The organism is Psychrobacillus sp. FSL H8-0483, assembly GCF_038637725.1.
Lineage (GTDB): Bacteria > Bacillota > Bacilli > Bacillales_A > Planococcaceae > Psychrobacillus.
Window position 1 is genome coordinate 681,758 of sequence record NZ_CP152052.1, and the last position, 20,572, is coordinate 702,329.

General features: G+C 38.1%; 25 protein-coding genes. 24 read left to right on the plus strand and 1 reads right to left on the minus strand.

The window, feature by feature from the left end; genetic code table 11:
• Nucleotides 1-550 precede the first annotated feature (550 nt).
• The 14 genes from upp (at nucleotide 551) to murA (ending at nucleotide 11,577) form a co-directional block, all read left to right on the plus strand.
• Complete coding sequence (gene upp / locus MHB48_RS03275; RefSeq protein WP_342600134.1) at nucleotides 551-1,180, plus strand: uracil phosphoribosyltransferase; 630 nt, start codon at nucleotides 551-553, stop codon at nucleotides 1,178-1,180.
• An 18-nt stretch (nucleotides 1,181-1,198) separates the two neighbouring features.
• A complete protein-coding gene (gene wecB, locus MHB48_RS03280) occupies nucleotides 1,199-2,314 on the plus strand; it encodes a UDP-N-acetylglucosamine 2-epimerase (non-hydrolyzing) (RefSeq protein WP_340917833.1) in 1,116 nt (371 codons plus the stop codon).
• A gap of 201 nt (nucleotides 2,315-2,515) precedes the next feature.
• On the plus strand, nucleotides 2,516-2,734 hold the full coding sequence (locus MHB48_RS03285; protein ID WP_342600135.1) for an AtpZ/AtpI family protein: 219 nt from the start codon (nucleotides 2,516-2,518) through the stop codon (nucleotides 2,732-2,734).
• Between the two features lie 6 nt (nucleotides 2,735-2,740).
• The gene (locus tag MHB48_RS03290) at nucleotides 2,741-3,115 is read left to right on the plus strand and encodes an ATP synthase subunit I (RefSeq protein ID WP_342600136.1); all 375 of its coding nucleotides are present in this window, start codon (nucleotides 2,741-2,743) and stop codon (nucleotides 3,113-3,115) included.
• A 26-nt stretch (nucleotides 3,116-3,141) separates the two neighbouring features.
• Nucleotides 3,142-3,852 (plus strand): F0F1 ATP synthase subunit A, encoded by a 711-nt coding sequence (gene atpB, locus MHB48_RS03295; protein WP_342600137.1) that lies wholly within the window; start codon nucleotides 3,142-3,144, stop codon nucleotides 3,850-3,852.
• Nucleotides 3,853-3,916: 64 nt separating this feature from the next.
• Entirely contained in the window at nucleotides 3,917-4,141 is a 225-nt protein-coding gene (gene atpE, locus MHB48_RS03300) for a F0F1 ATP synthase subunit C (RefSeq protein ID WP_340917842.1), read from the plus strand.
• A 130-nt stretch (nucleotides 4,142-4,271) separates the two neighbouring features.
• Nucleotides 4,272-4,796 (plus strand): F0F1 ATP synthase subunit B, encoded by a 525-nt coding sequence (gene atpF / locus MHB48_RS03305; RefSeq protein WP_342600138.1) that lies wholly within the window; start codon nucleotides 4,272-4,274, stop codon nucleotides 4,794-4,796.
• Entirely contained in the window at nucleotides 4,793-5,329 is a 537-nt protein-coding gene (locus MHB48_RS03310; protein ID WP_342600139.1) for a F0F1 ATP synthase subunit delta, read from the plus strand. Before atpF ends, MHB48_RS03310 begins: the two co-directional genes overlap by 4 nt.
• A 27-nt stretch (nucleotides 5,330-5,356) precedes the next feature.
• Entirely contained in the window at nucleotides 5,357-6,865 is a 1,509-nt protein-coding gene (atpA, locus tag MHB48_RS03315) for a F0F1 ATP synthase subunit alpha (RefSeq protein WP_342600140.1), read from the plus strand.
• A 44-nt stretch (nucleotides 6,866-6,909) separates the two neighbouring features.
• Nucleotides 6,910-7,770, plus strand: coding sequence for a F0F1 ATP synthase subunit gamma (locus tag MHB48_RS03320; RefSeq protein WP_342600141.1), 861 nt, complete (start codon nucleotides 6,910-6,912; stop codon nucleotides 7,768-7,770).
• Nucleotides 7,771-7,800: 30 nt separating this feature from the next.
• Nucleotides 7,801-9,216, plus strand: a complete 1,416-nt coding sequence (atpD, locus tag MHB48_RS03325; RefSeq protein ID WP_342600142.1) for a F0F1 ATP synthase subunit beta — start codon at nucleotides 7,801-7,803, stop codon at nucleotides 9,214-9,216.
• 24 nt (nucleotides 9,217-9,240) lie between these two features.
• Nucleotides 9,241-9,645, plus strand: a complete 405-nt coding sequence (locus tag MHB48_RS03330; protein WP_342600143.1) for a F0F1 ATP synthase subunit epsilon — start codon at nucleotides 9,241-9,243, stop codon at nucleotides 9,643-9,645.
• A gap of 77 nt (nucleotides 9,646-9,722) precedes the next feature.
• The gene (locus MHB48_RS03335) at nucleotides 9,723-9,959 is read left to right on the plus strand and encodes a DUF1146 family protein (RefSeq protein ID WP_342600144.1); all 237 of its coding nucleotides are present in this window, start codon (nucleotides 9,723-9,725) and stop codon (nucleotides 9,957-9,959) included.
• Between the two features lie 322 nt (nucleotides 9,960-10,281).
• Entirely contained in the window at nucleotides 10,282-11,577 is a 1,296-nt protein-coding gene (murA, locus tag MHB48_RS03340) for a UDP-N-acetylglucosamine 1-carboxyvinyltransferase (protein ID WP_342600145.1), read from the plus strand.
• A gap of 403 nt (nucleotides 11,578-11,980) precedes the next feature.
• Here the strand turns inward: murA and MHB48_RS03345 are convergent, their stop codons facing one another.
• Entirely contained in the window at nucleotides 11,981-12,826 is an 846-nt protein-coding gene (locus tag MHB48_RS03345) for a nuclease-related domain-containing protein (RefSeq protein WP_342600146.1), read from the minus strand.
• A 941-nt stretch (nucleotides 12,827-13,767) separates the two neighbouring features.
• On the opposite strand from MHB48_RS03345, the gene spoIID reads away from it, so the two are divergent.
• The 10 genes from spoIID (at nucleotide 13,768) to MHB48_RS03395 (ending at nucleotide 20,424) form a co-directional block, all read left to right on the plus strand.
• Nucleotides 13,768-14,709 (plus strand): stage II sporulation protein D, encoded by a 942-nt coding sequence (gene spoIID, locus MHB48_RS03350; protein ID WP_342600147.1) that lies wholly within the window; start codon nucleotides 13,768-13,770, stop codon nucleotides 14,707-14,709.
• A gap of 31 nt (nucleotides 14,710-14,740) precedes the next feature.
• Complete coding sequence (locus MHB48_RS03355) at nucleotides 14,741-15,400, plus strand: M23 family metallopeptidase (RefSeq protein WP_342600148.1); 660 nt, start codon at nucleotides 14,741-14,743, stop codon at nucleotides 15,398-15,400.
• Between the two features lie 68 nt (nucleotides 15,401-15,468).
• Nucleotides 15,469-15,744, plus strand: a complete 276-nt coding sequence (locus MHB48_RS03360; protein ID WP_340917872.1) for a sporulation transcriptional regulator SpoIIID — start codon at nucleotides 15,469-15,471, stop codon at nucleotides 15,742-15,744.
• A 231-nt stretch (nucleotides 15,745-15,975) separates the two neighbouring features.
• Entirely contained in the window at nucleotides 15,976-16,968 is a 993-nt protein-coding gene (locus MHB48_RS03365; RefSeq protein ID WP_342600149.1) for a rod shape-determining protein, read from the plus strand.
• A gap of 81 nt (nucleotides 16,969-17,049) precedes the next feature.
• On the plus strand, nucleotides 17,050-17,889 hold the full coding sequence (locus MHB48_RS03370; protein WP_342600150.1) for a flagellar hook-basal body protein: 840 nt from the start codon (nucleotides 17,050-17,052) through the stop codon (nucleotides 17,887-17,889).
• Between the two features lie 21 nt (nucleotides 17,890-17,910).
• Nucleotides 17,911-18,750 (plus strand): flagellar hook-basal body protein, encoded by an 840-nt coding sequence (locus MHB48_RS03375; RefSeq protein ID WP_342600151.1) that lies wholly within the window; start codon nucleotides 17,911-17,913, stop codon nucleotides 18,748-18,750.
• A 26-nt stretch (nucleotides 18,751-18,776) separates the two neighbouring features.
• Nucleotides 18,777-19,037, plus strand: coding sequence for a DNA-directed RNA polymerase subunit beta (locus MHB48_RS03380; protein WP_342600152.1), 261 nt, complete (start codon nucleotides 18,777-18,779; stop codon nucleotides 19,035-19,037).
• Between the two features lie 20 nt (nucleotides 19,038-19,057).
• Entirely contained in the window at nucleotides 19,058-19,501 is a 444-nt protein-coding gene (gene fabZ, locus MHB48_RS03385; protein ID WP_340917883.1) for a 3-hydroxyacyl-ACP dehydratase FabZ, read from the plus strand.
• Nucleotides 19,502-19,596: 95 nt separating this feature from the next.
• The gene (locus tag MHB48_RS03390; RefSeq protein WP_342600153.1) at nucleotides 19,597-19,986 is read left to right on the plus strand and encodes a hypothetical protein; all 390 of its coding nucleotides are present in this window, start codon (nucleotides 19,597-19,599) and stop codon (nucleotides 19,984-19,986) included.
• 90 nt (nucleotides 19,987-20,076) lie between these two features.
• A complete protein-coding gene (locus tag MHB48_RS03395) occupies nucleotides 20,077-20,424 on the plus strand; it encodes a hypothetical protein (RefSeq protein ID WP_342600154.1) in 348 nt (115 codons plus the stop codon).
• Nucleotides 20,425-20,572: the final 148 nt, after the last annotated feature.

Sequence of the window (20,572 nt, forward strand, 5' to 3'; positions counted from 1 at the left end):
AGAATAGTTTAAATGGGGGCTGTCCAATAAGCCCATAAATTGAAGCAGGTGTAGAAAAACGAGTCTTTTTCTACACCTGTTTTTTGTATACTTTTTATTCAACTAAATGTATTGATTTCCGTTCCAGACGGACGCTTTCCGCGGGCATGGCTTCAGTCTCCTCGTCGCTTTCGCTCCTGCGGGGCCTTCAGCTCATGCTATTCCCGCTGGAGTCGCCGTCTTTCACTACAATCAATTGCCTACAAAAAATAAGAAAAGGGACCATCTCTCAGTCAATGTATGACTTTAGGGACAGCTTCTTTTAGGATTCAGTTTTGAATTGGAAAAAAATAATGATCTTAAATGCATAATATGGAGATTAAAAGGAACACTGATTTTTGTATTATCCACCGTGTAGCTATACTTTGTTTGCTACTTTAGGTATGTTTTTACAAACGAGGAACTCGGGAGAAATAGACGCAATATTAAAACTTGGGTTTACTAGTATGTGAACTGCTTTTTTTGTTATAATTAATAGAATTTAAATTAAAAGATAAAGGAGTTATGCAATATGCCAAAAGTATTTGTATTCGATCACCCGCTTATTCAACACAAACTTACATATATCCGTGATGTAAACACTGGAACAAAGGAATTCCGTGAACTTGTAGATGAGGTAGCTACACTCATGGCCTTTGAAATTACTCGTGATCTTCCATTAGAAGAAACGGAAGTAGAAACACCTGTACAGCCCACTAAATCGAAAGTATTAGCTGGGAAAAAATTAGGGATTGTTCCTATATTACGAGCTGGAATTGGAATGATTGATGGTATATTAAAACTAATTCCTGCTGCAAAAGTTGGGCATATTGGTCTTTACCGTGATCCAGAAACATTGCAACCAGTAGAATACTACGTAAAACTTCCTGCAGACGTTGCAGATCGTGATTTCATTTTAGTGGATCCTATGCTTGCAACGGGTGGTTCTGCAATAGAAGCTGTTAATTCACTAAAAAAACGCGGAGCAACAAGTATTAAGTTCATGTGTCTAATCGCAGCTCCAGAAGGTGTAGAAGCTCTTCAAAAAGCACACCCAGATGTAGATATTTATATTGCTGCACTAGATGAAAAACTAAATGACCATGGCTATATCGTGCCTGGCTTAGGTGACGCTGGTGACCGTTTATTCGGTACGAAATAAAAGGAGTGTATAAATTTCATGCGTAAATGGAAAGTAATGACGATATTTGGAACGAGACCAGAAGCGATAAAAATGGCTCCTCTTGTTCTTGAACTTCAAAAACATCAAGAAGAAATTGAATCAATCGTTACAGTGACGGCTCAACATCGTCAAATGCTTGACCAAGTGCTTGAAACATTTAATATAAAGCCGGATTATGATTTAAATATGATGAAGGATCGTCAAACTTTAGTTGATATAACGACTAGAGCACTGGAAGGTCTTGACGCAGTCATGAAAGAAGCACAACCAGACATCGTGCTCGTTCATGGAGATACGTCTACAACATTTGTTGCTAGTCTAGCGGCTTTTTATAACCAAATTGCAATCGGTCATGTAGAAGCAGGACTTCGTACATGGAATAAATATTCTCCTTTTCCTGAAGAAATGAATCGACAACTAACGGGTGTAATGGCAGATATACATTTTGCGCCAACGGAAAAATCACGAGCAAATTTACTTGCTGAAAATAAGCTAAGTGATCGGATTTTTGTTACTGGTAATACAGCGATTGATGCACTTCAAACAACTGTAAAAGAAGATTATACGCATCCTATTTTAGAGAAGCTACAAAATAGTCGAGTAATACTATTAACAGCCCATCGTCGAGAAAATTTGGGAGAGCCAATGCGCAATATGTTCCGAGCTATTAATCGATTATTAGTAGAACATGAGGATGTACAAGTAGTGTATCCGGTTCATATGAACCCAGCGGTAAGAGAAATAGCAAACGACATTCTTGGAGAAAATGATCGTATTCATTTAATCGAACCGTTAGAGGTATTAGATTTTCACAATTTTGCGGCTAGATCATTTATTATTCTGACGGATTCTGGTGGAGTTCAAGAAGAAGCGCCTTCGTTAGGGAAACCAGTAATCGTTCTTCGCGATACAACAGAACGACCAGAAGGAATTGAAGCTGGAACGTTGAAACTAGCAGGAACTGAAGAAGAAACTATTTTCCGATTAGCAAATGAGCTACTATCTAACCCAACTGCTTATAACGAAATGGCGAAAGCGAGTAATCCTTATGGGGATGGCAAAGCTTCAGAAAAGATTGTGGATGCTTTAAAAGAATATTTAAAACAAAAATAATTTTTTAAATTTGTCGATAAGATGTCAAATGAGAAGTATTTGTGAAGTTTTTCACTTCTACTAATTGACATCAAATTGGCCCTATTGTATGCTTACAAAGGATGATCAAGATAGGTGTTTAGTGCTTGAAACACTTGATGTATCAACTTTCTACTAGATTCACAGTTTTTACTTTATGAGGAAAAACGTGAGGACACTTTTATGCGTCAAATAAGACGTCCGTTACAAGGGATAGCTATGTATTCAGCGATTCTCTCACAGCTTGTTGGTTCTATCTTAATAGGTACATTCACAGGAATGTGGATCGACAATACTTATGGAACCACTCCAGTACTTTTAGTAATATGTTTACTCGCTGGCCTTGCGGTTGGTATGTTTGCCATTATTACTACCATTCGAAAATATGATTCAGGAGACTGAAGACCAATGCATGAAATGCAACATATTTATACAAAGCAGAAAAAGTACATATTTTTTTTGCTCGCAGTATGTGCGCTAGGTTGGGGGTTTACCCCATATTCGACAATTTTTGCAGGCCTAGCACTAGGTTCTTTGTTTGGTCTGTATAATTTCTGGATTCTAGTACGTAGAATGGAGAAATTTGACCGTGTGTTAACAAATGGAAAAGGACGAGCAGGTCTCGGTACAACATTCCGCTTCGCATCTGGCGTTGCAGCTGTTGCAATAGCACTTGCCCTTCCACAGTATATTCATGTTATAAGCACAGTCATTGGATTAATGATTCCCTATGTTCTGCTTTTAGTAGAACGAATTATGTATTATGCAAGACACCAACAATGAGATTGTGAAAGTGAGGTGAATTAATCGTGGAACATAAAAATCCCACTTTTGAGTTTTTGGGGATGTACGGAAACTGGTCGAATATCCTGATGCTTGCAGTCACAACACTCATCGTATTTTTGATCGCTTTTATCGCGACAAGAAACTTGAAGCTGAAGCCAACTGGTATGCAGAACTTCATGGAGTGGATTATGGACTTCGTAAAAGGCATTATTAAAAGTAACTTTGACTGGCAAACAGGTGGGAGATTCCATATTCTTGGAATTACATTAATCATGTTTGTTTTTGTAGCAAACGTGTTAGGTCTACCATTTTCGATATCGTATGATGGTGTGCTTTGGTGGAAATCTCCAACAGCGGATCCGACGGTAACGATGACACTTGCAGTAATGATTATTCTATTAACGCACTACTATGGCATCAAAGCGAAGGGCATAAAAGAATATGGTAAAGATTACTTAAAACCGCTTCCTTTTTTAGCTCCTTTAAAAGTAATGGAAGAATTCGCAAATACGTTGACACTCGGTCTACGTCTTTACGGAAATATATATGCAGGGGAAGTTCTTTTAGGACTACTTGCAGGCTTAGCAACATCTAATATTTTTGGCTTTGTTGGAGCAATTATTCCAGCAATGGCATGGCAAGGTTTCTCACTATTTATCGGTGGAATCCAGGCGTTCATTTTCGTTATGTTAACAATGGTTTATATGTCACATAAAGTGTCGTCTGACCATTAATATAACTGCTCAGTATTACTAAGCAGAAATAAATAAAACAACATTCCAAGGAGGAAATTACACAATGGTAGGTTCAGTTGGTCTTTTAGCAGCAGCTATAGCAATCGGTTTAGGTGCACTTGGTGCAGGTATCGGTAACGGTTTAATCGTTTCAAAAACAGTAGAGGGTATCGCTCGTCAACCAGAAGCACGTGGATCTTTACAAACAGTTATGTTCATTGGGGTAGCATTAGTTGAGGCACTTCCAATCATCGCAGCAGTTATCGCGTTCATCGTATTAAACAAATAAGAACAACTTCAACAGGATGAAATGGCGGAAACATTTCCGCCATTCTCTTTATGAATTAGAAAACAATGAGTATAACATTACATTATAGAAGTAAGATCTCTTATTAGCGTTTGAAAGGAGTGAAACAATCGTGTCTTTTGATTACCTTGTACTTGGTGCGAGTGGCCATGATGGGTTGAATATTTTGGATATCCTTGCTACATTATTCTTCTTTACACTACTTATGTTTTTATTGAAGAAAGTAGCATGGGGCCCACTTATGGGTATTATGAATCAACGTGAAGAGTTAATCGCAAGCGAAATCGAAGCAGCAGAAAATAGCCGCAATGAATCAGCGCGATTACTTGAAGAACAACGTGACTTATTAAAAGAAGCGCGTACAGAAGCATTAGCGATTGTAGAAAATGCGAAAAAGCAAGGCGAAGCATCTCGTGAAGAAATTATCACAACTGCTCGTACTGAAGCAGCGCGTTTGAAAGAATCTGCTATCCGTGAAATCGATACAGAAAAAGAGAGAGCGATTGCAGCAGTACGTGAAGAAGTAGTTTCACTTTCAGTACTTGCAGCGTCCAAAGTTCTTGAAAAAGAAGTTTCGGAAGAAGATAACCGTGCGCTAATCGAGGCAACGATTGCGAAGGCAGGGGAAGCTAAGTGAGTAATTCAACTGCAGCTAAACGTTACGCAATCGCTTTATTCGAATTAGCACAACAAAAAAATGAGCTTCAATCAGTAGAAAATGATTTACGCGAACTTAAAGTTGTCTGGAATGGCAATAAAGATTTGAAAACTTTATTCACATCTCCAAAGCTTTCATTAGACAAGAAAAAAGAGCTAATCCGCGAAGTTTTCAACAATGCTAATCCAATTGTTATTAATACACTTTTAGTGCTTATTGATAAGAAAAGATTAGGTGAAGTTTCAGACATTATTACTGAATTTATGGCACTTTCCTACGATGCACAAGGTGTTGCAGAAGCGAAAGTATATACTACACGTGAATTAACAGAAGAAGAGCGTGCAAACGTCTCTACTGTATTTGCAAAAAATGTAGGGAAACAATCTTTACGTATTCAAAACATTGTAGATCCATCAATCATTGGTGGAATGCGTGTTCAAATCGGAAACCGCATTTACGATAGCAGTCTAAGTACAAAACTAGATCGCTTAAAACGTAACTTGATCGGTTAATATTATGAATTTAGAGAGGTGACATACATGAGCATCAAAGCTGAAGAAATCAGTGTCTTGATTAAACAGCAGATTGAGAATTATGAATCTGAGATGAAAGTTAGCGACGTTGGTACAGTCATTAAAATTGGTGACGGTATCGCTCTTGCTCATGGCCTCGACAACGTCATGGCTGGAGAATTATTAGAATTCTCAACTGGTGTGTTAGGTATGGCACAAAACTTGGAAGCGAATAACGTTGGTATCGTTATCCTTGGACCATACACAGACATCAAAGAAGGCGATGAAGTACGTCGAACTGGCCGTATTATGGAAGTTCCTGTTGGTAAAGAATTGATTGGCCGCGTTGTCAATCCACTTGGCCAACCAGTTGACGGACTAGGTCCTATTGCAACTACTAAATCTCGTCCAATCGAAAGCCCTGCACAAGGAGTTATGGCACGTAAATCAGTACATGAGCCACTTCAAACAGGTATTAAAGCGATTGACGCTCTTGTACCAATCGGGCGTGGGCAACGTGAGTTAATCATCGGTGACCGTCAAACAGGTAAAACATCTGTTGCGATTGATGCAATTCTTAACCAAGCAGACCAAGATATGATTTGTATCTATGTTGCTATCGGTCAAAAAGAATCGACTGTTCGTAACGTTGTAGAAACACTTCGTAAAAAAGGTGCTTTAGATTACACAATCGTTGTAACTGCATCTGCATCACAACCAGCTCCATTACTTTACCTAGCTCCTTATGCTGGTGTAACAATGGCTGAAGAGTTCATGTTTGAAGGCAAGCATGTGTTAATCGTTTATGATGATTTATCAAAACAAGCTGCTGCATACCGTGAACTTTCATTACTACTTCGTCGTCCTCCAGGTCGTGAAGCATATCCAGGGGATGTATTCTACTTACACAGCCGTCTTCTTGAGCGCGCTGCGAAGTTAAATGAAACACTTGGTGCTGGTTCTATCACAGCATTACCGTTCGTTGAAACGCAAGCTGGAGATATCTCTGCTTATATTCCAACCAACGTAATTTCTATTACAGATGGTCAAATCTTCTTACAATCTGATCTATTCTTCTCGGGCGTACGTCCAGCAATCAATGCTGGTTTATCTGTATCTCGTGTTGGTGGTTCAGCTCAAATTAAAGCAATGAAAAAAGTTGCGGGTACACTACGTCTTGACTTAGCTGCATTCCGTGAACTTGAAGCATTCTCTCAATTTGGATCAGATCTTGACGCTGCGACTCAAGCAAAACTTAATCGTGGTATACGTACAGTAGAAGTATTAAAACAAGACTTGAATAGCCCTATTAAAGTGGAAAAACAAGTACTTATTTTATACGCTCTAACACGTGGCCATTTAGATGATATTCCAGTTAAAGATATTACTCGTTTTGAAGCTGAATTAAACAGCTGGATAGATTCAAACCACACAAACGTTTTAGATCATATTCGCACGACTAAAGATCTTCCTTCAGAAGAAGACTTGAATAATGCAATTACTGCATTTAAAAAGACTTTCGCTAAATCTGAATAATTCTTTTGTCTAAGTGAAAAAAACAATAAGGTGGTGAAATACCAGTGGCATCATTACGCGACATTAAAAGTAAAATTACGTCTACAAAGAAAACAAGTCAAATTACGAAGGCCATGCAAATGGTTTCTGCATCTAAATTGAGCCGTGCGGAAGAAAATGCGAAAGCATATGTTCCTTACATGGCGAAAATTCAAGAAGTAGTAGGTGCAATTGCATCAGGTACAAGTGATAGTGGACATCCAATGTTAACTTCTCGTCCTGTGAAAAAAACAGCATATCTTGTCATTACTTCAGATCGTGGTTTAGCTGGAGCTTATAACAGTAACGTTATACGTGCTGTTGCAAATGCTATAGCGGAGCGACATTCGTCAAAAGATGAGTATGTAGTTTTAGCAATTGGTCGTATGGGACGTGACTTCTTCCAAAAACGTGGTTCGAATGTAATCGGAGAAGTTATAGGTTTACCAGATCAACCTGCTTTTTCTGATATTAAAGAAATAGCGCGCAGAGCTGTTGGTATGTTCACGGATGGTACATATGATGAACTTTATATGTACTACAACCACTTTGTCAGTGCCATTTCTAGTGAAGTTACAGAGAAAAAGGTACTGCCACTTACGGATATTGCAGTAGAAACAGGCACAACAGCTTCTTATGAATTTGAACCTTCAGCTGAAGCAATTCTTGAAGTGTTACTTCCTCAATATGCGGAAAGCCTAATTTTTGGTGCATTACTCGATGGTAAAGCCAGTGAACATGCTTCACGTATGTCCGCGATGAAGAGTGCGACAGACAACGCAGCTGATTTAATTAGCAACTTAACATTAGTTTATAACCGAGCACGCCAAGCAGCAATTACGCAAGAAATTACGGAAATTGTAGGCGGCGCAGCGGCTCTAGAATAGTGAAGAAAAGTAAGACAGGAGGGAACAGTAGTGAACAAAGGACAAGTACTACAAGTAATGGGTCCAGTTGTTGACGTAAAGTTTGACAATGGCCATTTACCAGCTATCTATAATGCATTAACTGTAGCGATTGAACGTCCAAACCAAGCGCCTTCAACGTTAACATTAGAAGTAGCTTTACACTTAGGAGATGACTCTGTTCGTACTATTGCTATGGCATCAACTGACGGCCTTAAGCGTGGTACAGAGGTAATCGATGCTGGTGCAGCAATTTCTGTTCCAGTTGGTGACGTAACATTAGGACGTGTATTCAACGTACTAGGTGATGTTATTGACTTAGGGGAAGAGATTTCAGCGGAAGACCGTCGTGATCCAATTCACCGTCAAGCTCCAACATTCGAAAACCTTTCAACAGAAGTTGAAATTCTTGAAACAGGTATCAAAGTAGTAGATCTTCTAGCACCATATATTAAAGGTGGTAAAATCGGTCTATTCGGTGGTGCCGGCGTAGGGAAAACAGTTCTTATCCAAGAACTTATTAACAACATTGCTCAAGAACATGGTGGTATTTCGGTATTCGCTGGTGTTGGTGAGCGTACGCGTGAAGGAAATGACTTATTCCACGAGATGAGCGATTCAGGCGTTATTAAGAAAACAGCAATGGTATTCGGTCAAATGAATGAGCCACCTGGCGCACGTATGCGTGTAGCTTTAACTGGTCTTACAATGGCTGAATATTTCCGTGATGAGCAAGGTGCAGACGTACTTTTATTCATCGATAATATCTTCCGTTTCACACAAGCAGGTTCTGAGGTTTCGGCTCTTTTAGGTCGTATGCCATCTGCAGCTGGTTACCAACCAACACTTGCTACTGAAATGGGTCAATTGCAAGAGCGTATTACGTCAACTAATACTGGTTCTGTAACATCAATCCAAGCGATTTATGTACCAGCCGATGACTATACGGATCCAGCTCCAGCAACAACTTTTGCTCACTTAGATGCAACAACAAACTTAGAGCGTAAATTATCTGAGATGGGTATCTACCCAGCCGTGGATCCTTTAGCTTCTTCTTCTCGTGCGCTTTCTCCAGAAATCGTAGGTCAAGAGCATTATAATGTAGCTCGTCAAGTACAATCTACATTACAACGCTATAAAGAGCTTCAAGATATCATTGCAATCTTAGGTATGGATGAATTAGGTGACGAAGACAAGTTAACGGTTAACCGTGCTCGTCGTATTCAGTTCTACCTATCTCAAAACTTCCATGTTGCAGAACAATTTACAGGTCAAAAAGGTTCATACGTTCCAGTTAAAGAAACTGTTGAAGGATTTAAACAAATTCTTGAAGGAAAATATGACCACTTACCAGAAGATGCTTTCCGTCTAGTAGGACGCATTGAAGAAGTTGTTGAAAAAGCGAAAAGCATGGGCGTAGAAGTATAATAATTCGGACCTGGAGGTAAAAATATGAAGACACTTACAGTCAATATTGTCACTCCCGACGGCCCGGTATACGATTCTGAAGTAGACATGATTATCGCTAAAACAGCATCAGGTGAAATCGGTATTTTACCTGGTCATATTCCAACGGTTGCTCCACTTGTTATTGGTGTAGTTAAGTTGAAAATAGATGGGAAAACCGAGTACGTTGCAGTAAACGGAGGATTTGTAGAAGTTCGTCCTGAAAAGGTTACGATATTAACACAATCAGCCGAGGTTGCTTCAACGATCGATTTAGCTCGTGCAAAAGAAGCGATGAAACGTGCAGAAGAACGTCTTCAAACTAAGCAAGATTCGATTGATTTCAATCGTGCTAACCTTGCTTTGAAACGTGCAATGAATCGTATCAACGTTTATGAGGGTAACATTTAATTTGAATGGTTATGTAACGGGCAGATTTATTTCTGTCCGTTTTTTATCTTTAAGAAATAGAAAGAGAGGGAAATATAATGGGCTTATTGAATGGGGAGCAAGCAGTGATTGCAATTTTAGCCAATATTTTCTTTATAGGTATTGCCTTTTATGCGTTACAATCATTAATGGTAGACAAGTTTATTAAAAAAAATCACGTGTTTCAAGCTCAGCTTTTTTATATTTTAGCTAGTATTATGATTGGCTCTAGCGTTGCAAATTTTTTCTTAAATCTAACTGCATGGTCAAGTCAATTACAGTATCTATTTAATTAGATCCTATATGCTCATGCAAATTATGGACAAGTTTGTATGAGCATGTAGAATCTCCTCATATTTCCTGGGAAATTTCTTTTCTAATAGGTTTTAGGAGAAACATTGTAGGGTAATTTATAATTATCTACACGAAAAGACAGGGTATTACGTATAATAGAACAAGAAAATTTACCAATAAAGCCATTGAAAATAGTGTTTTAGATGCTTGTATATAGTCGAAATACGTTGTATGATGATAATGTTTTGTAAACCTAAAATATGACATCATACATATTTCTTTTATATAAAAGCAAATGAGGATAATGAACTCGGAGGGAACGAAGTGGATAAAATCGTTGTTAAAGGCGGCCAAACGTTACAAGGTAAAGTGCGAGTAGAAGGAGCTAAAAATGCTGTTCTACCGGTTCTAGCAGCAGCTTTACTTGCGACAAAGGGAAAAAATATTATTAAAGATGTACCGACACTTGCAGATGTTTTGACAATAAATGAAGTTTTAAAAAGTTTAAATACAGAAATAACATATAGTCCCGAGAAAAATGAAGTGATAATTGATTCACAACAAAGACTTTCTAGTGAGGCACAATTTGAGTATGTACGTAAAATGCGTGCTTCTATACTTGTTATGGGACCAATTTTAGCACGTAATGGATTTGCTCGTGTAGCTCTTCCAGGCGGTTGTGCAATTGGATCAAGACCAATCGATCAACATTTAAAAGGCTTTGAAGCAATGGGTGCAGAAATTTCATTCGGACATGGCTTTGTAGAAGCAAAAACAAATGGTCGCTTACAAGGTGCAAAAATTTATTTAGATGTACCAAGTGTTGGCGCTACTGAAAATATCATGACTGCAGCAGCACTTGCCGAAGGTACGACGGTAATCGAAAACGCTGCTAAGGAACCGGAAATTGTCGATTTAGCTAATTTTATTAATGAAATGGGCGGCAGTGTAAAAGGTGCTGGTACGGATACAATTCGAATCGAGGGTGTAACTGAACTTCACGGTACAGAACACCATATTATCCCGGATCGCATCGAAGCTGGTACTTTCATGGTAGCAGCAGCAATTACAAAAGGCGATGTTCTCATTGAAAACGCCGTGCCTGAGCATATGACGGCTCTAATTTCTAAAATGCAAGAAATGGGTATCGAAATCACAGAAGAGGATGAAGGTCTTCGTATACGTTCTACAGGCGATTTAAAATCTGTAGATGTTAAAACAATGCCACATCCTGGTTTCCCTACTGATATGCAATCGCAAATGATGGCATTAATGATGACAGCACACGGAACGGGTATCATTACGGAAACAGTTTTCGAAAATCGTTTTATGCATGTGGAAGAATTCAGACGCATGAATGGTAATATGAAAATTGAAGGTCGCTCTGTGATCATGGAGTCTCCATCTAATTTACAAGGCGCAGAAGTTGCAGCAACGGACTTACGCGCTGCAGCAGCACTAATCATCGCTGGTTTAGTCGCAGAAGGTATAACTCGTGTTACAGAGCTATATCACTTAGATCGCGGCTATGTCGATTTTGACAAGAAGCTTGCAGCACTTGGTGCAGATATCGAACGTATCGGTAGCGAAAGCACAGAGAAAACAGTACAATTCGTATAATAATATATGTAAAGCACTATCCAAGTATACATGGATAGTGCTTTTTTCAATTGCGTTAGGATAGAGGGAATGGTTGTGACTGTTGTGTTTGCAATGAGATTGGTCTCGATTCCAGGTTAATTGGTTGTGGTTTGGGGATAGTTAGTCTCAATTAGACATTTATCGTTATTCATTTACATTTAACGCGTCTAAGTTTGCCACTTTGCAGTGTTTATCTAAAGATAAAGCTTAGAAAGAAATACGGTGTCGAATTTCCGAGTAAGTTGTGGTTTAGGTTGAATTGTTCTCGTTTAGCCATTTACTTTCGAAAACAAAATGCTATATTTAGCGTTCCGAGATTGACCGGTCTTCATTAGCATCCTGTTTTTCAGAATTCTTGTTGCTTCATGTTTGTTATTTAATTTCAAAAATTGCTGGCATTCTTGTTAGTCATCGTATTTTTATAGATAAAGAAATAATCCTTCAACGCTTGTTCGTAAGCCTTTTTGTGATAGATTTTACAGCATGGACAAAACCAATTATGACTTACCTTTCTCATGCCAATTAAACCACACTGGACGCATTCTACTCCTTTTATAATGGATTCAGGTGATATAGAAAAGTGATTGCATATTGGGAAGGGAAGAAAATCATAATTAGAGTTTAGAATCCAGTCTTTGAGTTTATCTAGATCTTCACTTGAAAGGAGAGGTTTGTCTATCTTGATTTTTCTTAAAAAAGATTTGATTTCTTTTCGTGACAAAACAACTGTATCGCTTGGAGAGGTTTTTATATAACTAGTGAACGCAAAGACAATGGCACTATAGATTGGCAAATGAATGTACTTGCCACGTAATAACTGGTTTAAGTGATATACGTATTCCTCTAGTTGAAGAACTGGGCTATCATATGTATTGATTTCGCCAGTTTCGAGTTTACGCACAAGCTGTAGGGGATTTGTTGTAAATGAAATTTCTCCTTTTATATTTTTCACCTCAAATATAACCGCATAATACGGGGAAATTAATAATATATCCATTTGAAAAAGAGATTCTGTGTATAACGAAATATTGTGGAATACATAAAATTTATACGGCAATTGTACTTGCTCCAACACTTTCATCACAACTTCTTCACCTAAATCACCTGCAACCTTTTGATGGTATTCATCTTGAATCCATTTAAGCTTTGGATGCTTCCTTGGCAGACGTTTATACAGTGCTTTTAGTGCTTCTACATATAGAGTAGTCGAATATTTTTTTGCTATCATCAAATCACCTCGAAGCTAGAATATCACAATAGTATTAGTTTAATAAAACGATGAAAATGCGATTTTCATAAGGTAGATTGCGTAAAAATGATGGGAAAATTGAATTCTGATCCTTATTTATGCTTCAAAATTCAATTTTGGCATATTAAAATATATTTGGTCTCGCTTTGGGATGAAATGGTCTCGGTTAATCGTCATTTGATCTCGGTTAGTAGCCAATTGGTTGTGGTTACATACATATTGGTCTCGTTAAGCCATATAACGTTATTTACTGTGAAATATTACCTCTAGAAGCTTATGGAATGTATTTAAAATATATTTAGTCTCGCTTTGGGATGAAATGGTCTCGGTTAGTCGTCATTTGATCTGAGTTAGAAGTCAATTGGTTGTGGTTACATACATATTGGTCTCGTTAAGCCATATAACGTTATTTATTGTGAAATATTACCTCTAGAAGCTCTTGGAATGTATTTAAAATATATTTGGTCTCGCTTTGGGATGAAATGGTCTCGGTTAGTCGTCATTTGATCTCGGTTAGAAGCCAATTGGTTGTGGTTACATACATATTGATCTCGTTAAGCCATATAACGTTATTTATTGTGAAATATTACCTCTAGAAGCTCATGGAATGTATTTAAATTATAATTGGTCTCGCTTTGGGATGAAATGATCTCGGTTAGAAGCCAATTGGTTGTGGTTACATACATATTGGTCTCGTTAAGCCATATACCGTTATTTATTGTAAAATAAGGCCTCTAGAAGCTCATGGATGAACGTATTTAAAATATAATTGGTATTGCTTTGGAGTAAAATGGTCTCGGTTAACAGTCAATTCCTCTCGGTTCCCTAACCAATTCTCCTAAACTACTTCCAACAGAAAAATTCTATTAATTCAAAACTACTTACTCATTAGAATCTATTTGCTAGCATATAGTACCCCTATGAAACAATATATCCTTTTATTAATCCTTTGCATTGGCCTCTTGTTCTTACCGTTTTTACTGATCAAAGAAAAACAAGAAGTAAAACCTGTACCAGAAATCACACCGAAACTCGAAATTGCCTGTCCAATACTAATCGAAGTGAAAGGGGTTAAGGAGAAAATTCCTCTCGAAACGTATGTATTAGGAGTAGTTGCTGCCGAAATGCCGATTACCTTCCATGAAGAAGCATTAAAGGCACAATCGATTGCTGCAAGGACATATGTGCTAAAAGCAACAAATTACGGAGAAAAGACCATCGATAAAACAGTGCAAAAGCAAGTGTATGCGAGTGAAGAAGATCGGAAGAAAAAATGGGGGGGCTCCTTCGAGCAATATGAAGCAAAACTCCAAAAGATTATCGCGTCGACAGAAGGCGAAATCATTGTATATAAAGACCAACTTATTACTGCAATGTTCTTCTCCACGAGCAATGGACAGACAGAAAGTGCTGAGAACTACAGTGGCTATGCCATTCCTTACTTAGTTTCCGTGCCAAGTGAAGAGGAAGAACTTTACGCGCAGAATATGAATAAACAGTTTGAATTCACGAATAAAGAATGGTCGAACGCATTTGGATTAAAGTGGTCGTCTTCTATACCAAATACGCTAGAAGTTAAGAAGACGGATTCTAATAGAGTGGAGTCTATACAAATGAACGGAAAAATATGGACAGGCAGAGAAGTGCGTACTTTACTTGGATTACCCTCTACCGATTTCTCCATATCTTTTCAATCTAATAAAGTCGTAGTGGATACCGTAGGATATGGGCATGGAGTAGGGATGAGTCAGTATGGAGCAGAGGTTTTAGCCAATGATTCTGTAAAGGCTCACGACATTTTACTTCATTACTATAAAGGAACAGAAATAAAAAGTTTTTCTCCATGTTTAAAATCTCCATGATTTGCTAAGAATAGCAATTGAGGTGATGAAAATGAGAGAAGAACAATCAAACAAGCCTTCTCAGAAGAAAAAGAACGACCCGAAGAAACCTTGGTTTTGGCCGGTAGTATATGTTGGTTTTTCGGTAGTATTTGTAGGAATGATTTGGGGTTACAATGTGTTTGTTAGCACAGATTCAGCAGAAAAGTCAGAATGGACCGATGCGAGTAAAACCGATAAGGTGACAATTGAGACGAACGCTAAAGCAGAGTCAATGAAATATCCTTTCAAGGAGACAATGTTAGATAACGTCGAGATTGTACAGCATTATTATGACATGGAAGCTGATGAAGCGACACGTGAGAAATCATTAGTCGTATTCAAACAATCATACGCAATGAGTACAGGTGTATCTCTGTCTATGAATAACGAGCCTTTTGAAGTTGTCGCTGCATTAAGTGGAAAAGTAGAAGAAGTCAATTTAGACCCATTTGAAGGGGATGAAATCGTCTTATCACATGCAAATGGTATGCAAACAAAATATCGCTCAGTCACTGGCATTCTAGTAAAAGTTGGGGATGTAGTAGAACAAGGTCAATCTCTTGCAACCTCTGCTGAAAATGAATGGAATCCAAATGCTGGAGTTCACTTGCAATTCGAAGTACTTGAAAACGGAGTACTAATCAATCCGGAATCATTACTAGCTTTTTAATTCATAATACCTTATACGTATGCATAAAGTGATGGAAAGTGTTCCTTTACTAACGAAAGGAAGAGTTAGTGCACGAAACGATTCGTCATAGATGCATACGTTTAGGTGAAATGGTTATTGAAACAAAAAAAACCGTTCGTGCCATCGCGAGCACAACCGGGCATTCCAAAAGTACGGTTCACAAAGATTTAACGGAAAGACTCCATTTAGTAGATCCGCAGTTAGCAAGAGAAGTCAAAGAAATACTTGCGTATCACAAATCAGTGAGGCATTTGCGAGGTGGAGAAGCTACGAAAAGAAAATGGAAAACCAAAAAGGAAGATAGGAAAGGTCGTGAATTGTAACAAATCACGACTTTTTCTTATTGTTTAGAAATGAATTAATTGCTGTATTAACTAGGATGTTCGGGTATCCGACTATTTTCGTTCTGAAAATCCATTTATTTCTAAAATTTATCCCAATTTTCTACATATTCTAGCACTAAAAACAGTGTATTTATGACAAAACTATGCTAAAATTATTAGTTAGGAACGTACATATAAAAAGGTTTTAATAGGGAAGGAGAAACACTGTTAATGTTTGCTAAGGATATTGGAATCGATTTAGGTACGGCAAATGTATTAATTCATGTAAAAGGCAAAGGAATTGTTTTAAATGAACCTTCCGTGGTTGCAATAGATAGAAATACAAATAAGGTGCTTGCAGTTGGAGAAGAAGCTCGCCAAATGCTTGGTAGAACACCTGGTAACATTATAGCAATTCGTCCTCTAAAAGATGGAGTTATTGCTGATTTTGATGTGACGGAAGCAATGCTAAAACATTTTATAAATAAATTGAACGTAAAGGGATTTTTATCTAAGCCTCGCATTTTAATTTGCTGTCCTACTAATATTACAAGTGTAGAGCAAAAAGCAATTCGAGAAGCAGCAGAAAAATCTGGCGGGAAAAAAGTGTATTTAGAAGAAGAACCAAAAGTAGCTGCAATCGGTGCTGGTATGGATATTTTTCAACCGAGCGGTAATATGGTAGTGGATATTGGTGGAGGTACGACAGATGTTGCAGTTCTTTCTATGGGTGATATCGTAACTTCTGAATCTATTAAAGTAGCTGGTGATGTTTTTGATAACGATATTTTACAATACATAAAAAAACAGTACAAGCTATTAATTGGTGAACGCACAGCTGAAAATATTAAAATAACGATTGGAACAGTTTTCCCTGATAGCCGTCATGAAGAAATGGACATTCGTGGACGTGATATGGTAACAGGACTCCCAAGAACGATTACGATTAAATCAGATGAAATAGAAAAAGCACTACGTGAATCTGTTTCCGTTATAGTACAATCAGCAAAAAATGTACTAGAAAAAACACCACCCGAATTATCTGCTGATATCATTGACCGTGGAGTTATTATTACTGGCGGTGGAGCACTTTTACATGGAATGGATCACCTTCTCATGGAAGAATTGAAAGTACCTGTACTTGTAGCGGAAAACCCAATGGATTGTGTTGCGATTGGTACTGGATTAATGTTAGACAATATTGATAAAATATCTCGAAGATAAATAAGAAAAATGTGTGATGCGGTTTAATTACTGCGACAACCTTTTTCTGAAGCTGAACAACTATAGAGTGGAGGCTTTCTCATGTTTCGTGGATTTAATACAGTTGCATCAGGTATGATTGCGCAACAGCGTAGAACGGAATTGCTGACAAATAATATGGCGAACGCAAACACACCAGGATACAAGGCGGACCAATCAACAATTCGTTCATTTCCAGAAATGCTTTTATCACGCGTTGGACCAATGAAAATACCGACTGAAAACCCTATAAACGGGAAGTATGCTACAGAAGTTGGGGGACTTAGCACGGGTGTGTATATGCAAGAAACAATTGCTTTATTAACACAAGGTCAACTGCAGCAAACGGATTTTAATACGGATATTGCTTTAATCGATGGGAGTCTTCCAGTGGACGAGGAAACTGGGCAAACAGGTGCATTATTTTACCGTTTGCAACATCCTGGACAAGGGGAAGCATACACTCGCAATGGGAATTTCACGCTCGATGCAGAAGGGTTCTTAACGAACGCACAAGGCTTATATGTGTTGGATGCAGAAGGGCAACGTATTCCATTACAGAATGACGATTTCCGAGTTGCGGACGATGGACAAATCTTTGTAAATGATGCGTCCGTTGCACGAATTGGAGTATCATTTGCAGCACAACCTGAGAAATTAATGAAACAAGACAATGGATTATTTCGTACAGCTGATGGCACAGATTTACCATCAGCATACAACATTGCTGACGTAAGCTTTTCAATGCAACAAGGATTTATCGAGCGTTCGAACGTCGATTCTGCAAGAACAATGACGGACCTTCTAACAGCATACCGTGCATTTGAAGCGAACCAAAAAGTACTGCAAGCATACGATCAAAGCATGCAAAAAACAGTAAATGAAGTTGGGCGCATCAACTAATTTAGAAGGAGGTTCTTTTGAATGTTACGTACAATGATCACCGCAACGAACACAATGTCCCAATTGCAAAGTCAATTAGATGTAATTGGAAACAACCTTTCCAACTCCAATACACACGGCTTTAAAGCGAAAGATGTAAAGTTTCAAGAGCTTCTTTATCAGCAATATAATAATGATAAGTTAGATAAAGTCGATCGACAATCTCCTACAGGGATTCGTTACGGAGTAGGTGCATCACTTGCTCAAGCGCAGATGAACTGGAAACAAGGAAGTATTCAATCGACAGATCGCGATTTAGACTTCGCTTTTCAAGAACCAAAACAATACTTTAATATATTAATGCCAGACGGCGAAAATGGGCAACAAACAGCTTATACTCGCCAAGGAGCATTTTATGTGTCTCCACTTGAAAACGGACAATTAATGCTCGTAACCGGTGATGGATATCCTGTTGCTGACTCGACTGGACAACCAATAACGATTCCGGAAAACGTTTCGAGCTTTTCTGTAAATGATACAGGCATCCTTACAGCAACCTACTCAGACGGGGCAACAGTACAAAGAGAGTTAGCAGTATCTGTTTTACAAAAGCCAGAGTTGATGGAACATATTTCTGGCACGTATATTGGGATGCCTGAGAATTTAGCTGCATTAGGTGTGAATGAACAAGACGTGATGACAAACTTGCAAGGGGCAGATCGAGGCGAAATCGCTCTTACAAACAAAGTGCTTGAAATGTCAAATGTAGATATATCAAAAGAAATGACCGATCTTATGACGGCACAACGATCGTATCAATTTAATGCTCGTTCTATTACAATTGCGGATCAAATGATGGGTCTCATAAATGGAATACGATAATCATTCCCGTAAAAGGAGTTATCTTTATGACCGAAGAAGGAAAAATTTCTGGCAGACAACAGCGTAGATTAGAAAAAGAACAGGCAGCCGATGTGAAAAAAACAAAGTGGGTACAAATTCGCATGTTCCCTATTTGGCTACGCATACTATTAATCATCGTGCTTTTTGCTGGAGCAGCTGCTTTAGGACTAATGGTTGGCTACGGAGTTTTGGGAGACGGATCACCAAAGGATGCGCTCAAATGGGAAACTTATCAGCATATTTTAGATATAAAAAATGGCAAATAAAGCTATTGGAGGACCATAACATGTTAACAACAGAACAAGTACAAGCGATTTTACCACATCGCTACCCATTCTTAATGATAGACCGAATGTTGGAAGTAGAGGAAGGTAAACGTGCAGTAGGATTAAAAAATGTAACGATAAACGAAGAGTTTTTTAATGGCCATTTTCCAGGATATCCGGTAATGCCGGGCGTTCTAATTGTGGAAGCACTCGCACAAGTTGGAGCAGTAGCTGTTTTGCAAATTCCTGAAAATAAAGGCAGACTTGCTTTCTTTACAGGAATAGACAACTGTCGTTTCAAACGACAAGTGAAGCCAGGCGATCAATTAAGATTAGAAGTAGTACTTACTAAGCTTCGTGGACCAATGGGAAAAGGTCATGGGATAGCAACAGTTGATGGTGAACTTGTTTGCGAAACAGACATTCTTTTTGCACTAGGACCAGTTGTAGAAGACAAAATCTAATTTGCAATATTTGGTTACATAATATAAAATAGTATGAGCAATTATTCTAAAGTGGATATATTGGCTTTTTAAATGTAGGGAGGATTAACATCTTCATGTATAATGATTTATCATCAGGGATAAAAAGTAGTATTACTAGATCGATATCAAAGGCATTTGAACTATATATGGCAAAAATCGGCTGGGATGAAAATTCGTTTACAATGGAGGATTTTGTCAAGAGTTGGCAGGAGTACATAACGGAATCCGCTTCATGGTACGACAAAGTTCCTCTTGAAGTAAAGGAAAGTACAGATTTTCATGAAGAAGTTGCTAAAAAAATCAATGCTTCTATTGAAAAAATCTTAGCAGAACCTGTGCACGAAAATTTAATTGCATCTATAGAAGTGATGCAGAACAAATTAAATACTCATTATAAATATGGATGTAAAGCGGAAGCATTATACGTTGAATCTGTATTAAAAGAATTGGAAAAACAGGCATAATTGCCAGAGGATAGTTCCTTCTTGTCTTGGATAACCTATCGTAAGTCACTAAAAGGTGATGAAGATACCAAGAAAGGAGGAATTTTTTTTATGTGGAAAAAAGCTGTTCCAGCTGTTGCTTTATGTTCACTTTTATTAGTCGGTTGTAACACCAATGATGATACCGTCCCGTCGAATAATGAAACCCCAATGCAGGACATTAAGAGAGACGTGGAGGATGGGTTGACTCCGAATGTAAATACACCTTCACCGGATAGAGATGTGAACAACAATAATAACGGTGTAAATGATGGAACTATCAACAATGGAGTCAATGGAAATGGAACTCACCAAAATCTTCAGGAACAACCTATAACCCCTAATGCGGAAAACAAATGGATAAAAGAACCAAGCGTAAATGATAATGATGGAGTAATAAATGACGGCACGATGAAATAGAATTTGAAAAAGCTAACCAAATCAGTAAATTCTTTTTAAACAAAAATCCGGCACTTCTTGTTCAAGTTGTTTGAACAGGAAGTGCCGGATTTCTTCTTTCATTTTCCAAATCCATTTCGATTTTCTTGAGCGTTGTGGGTACGAAACG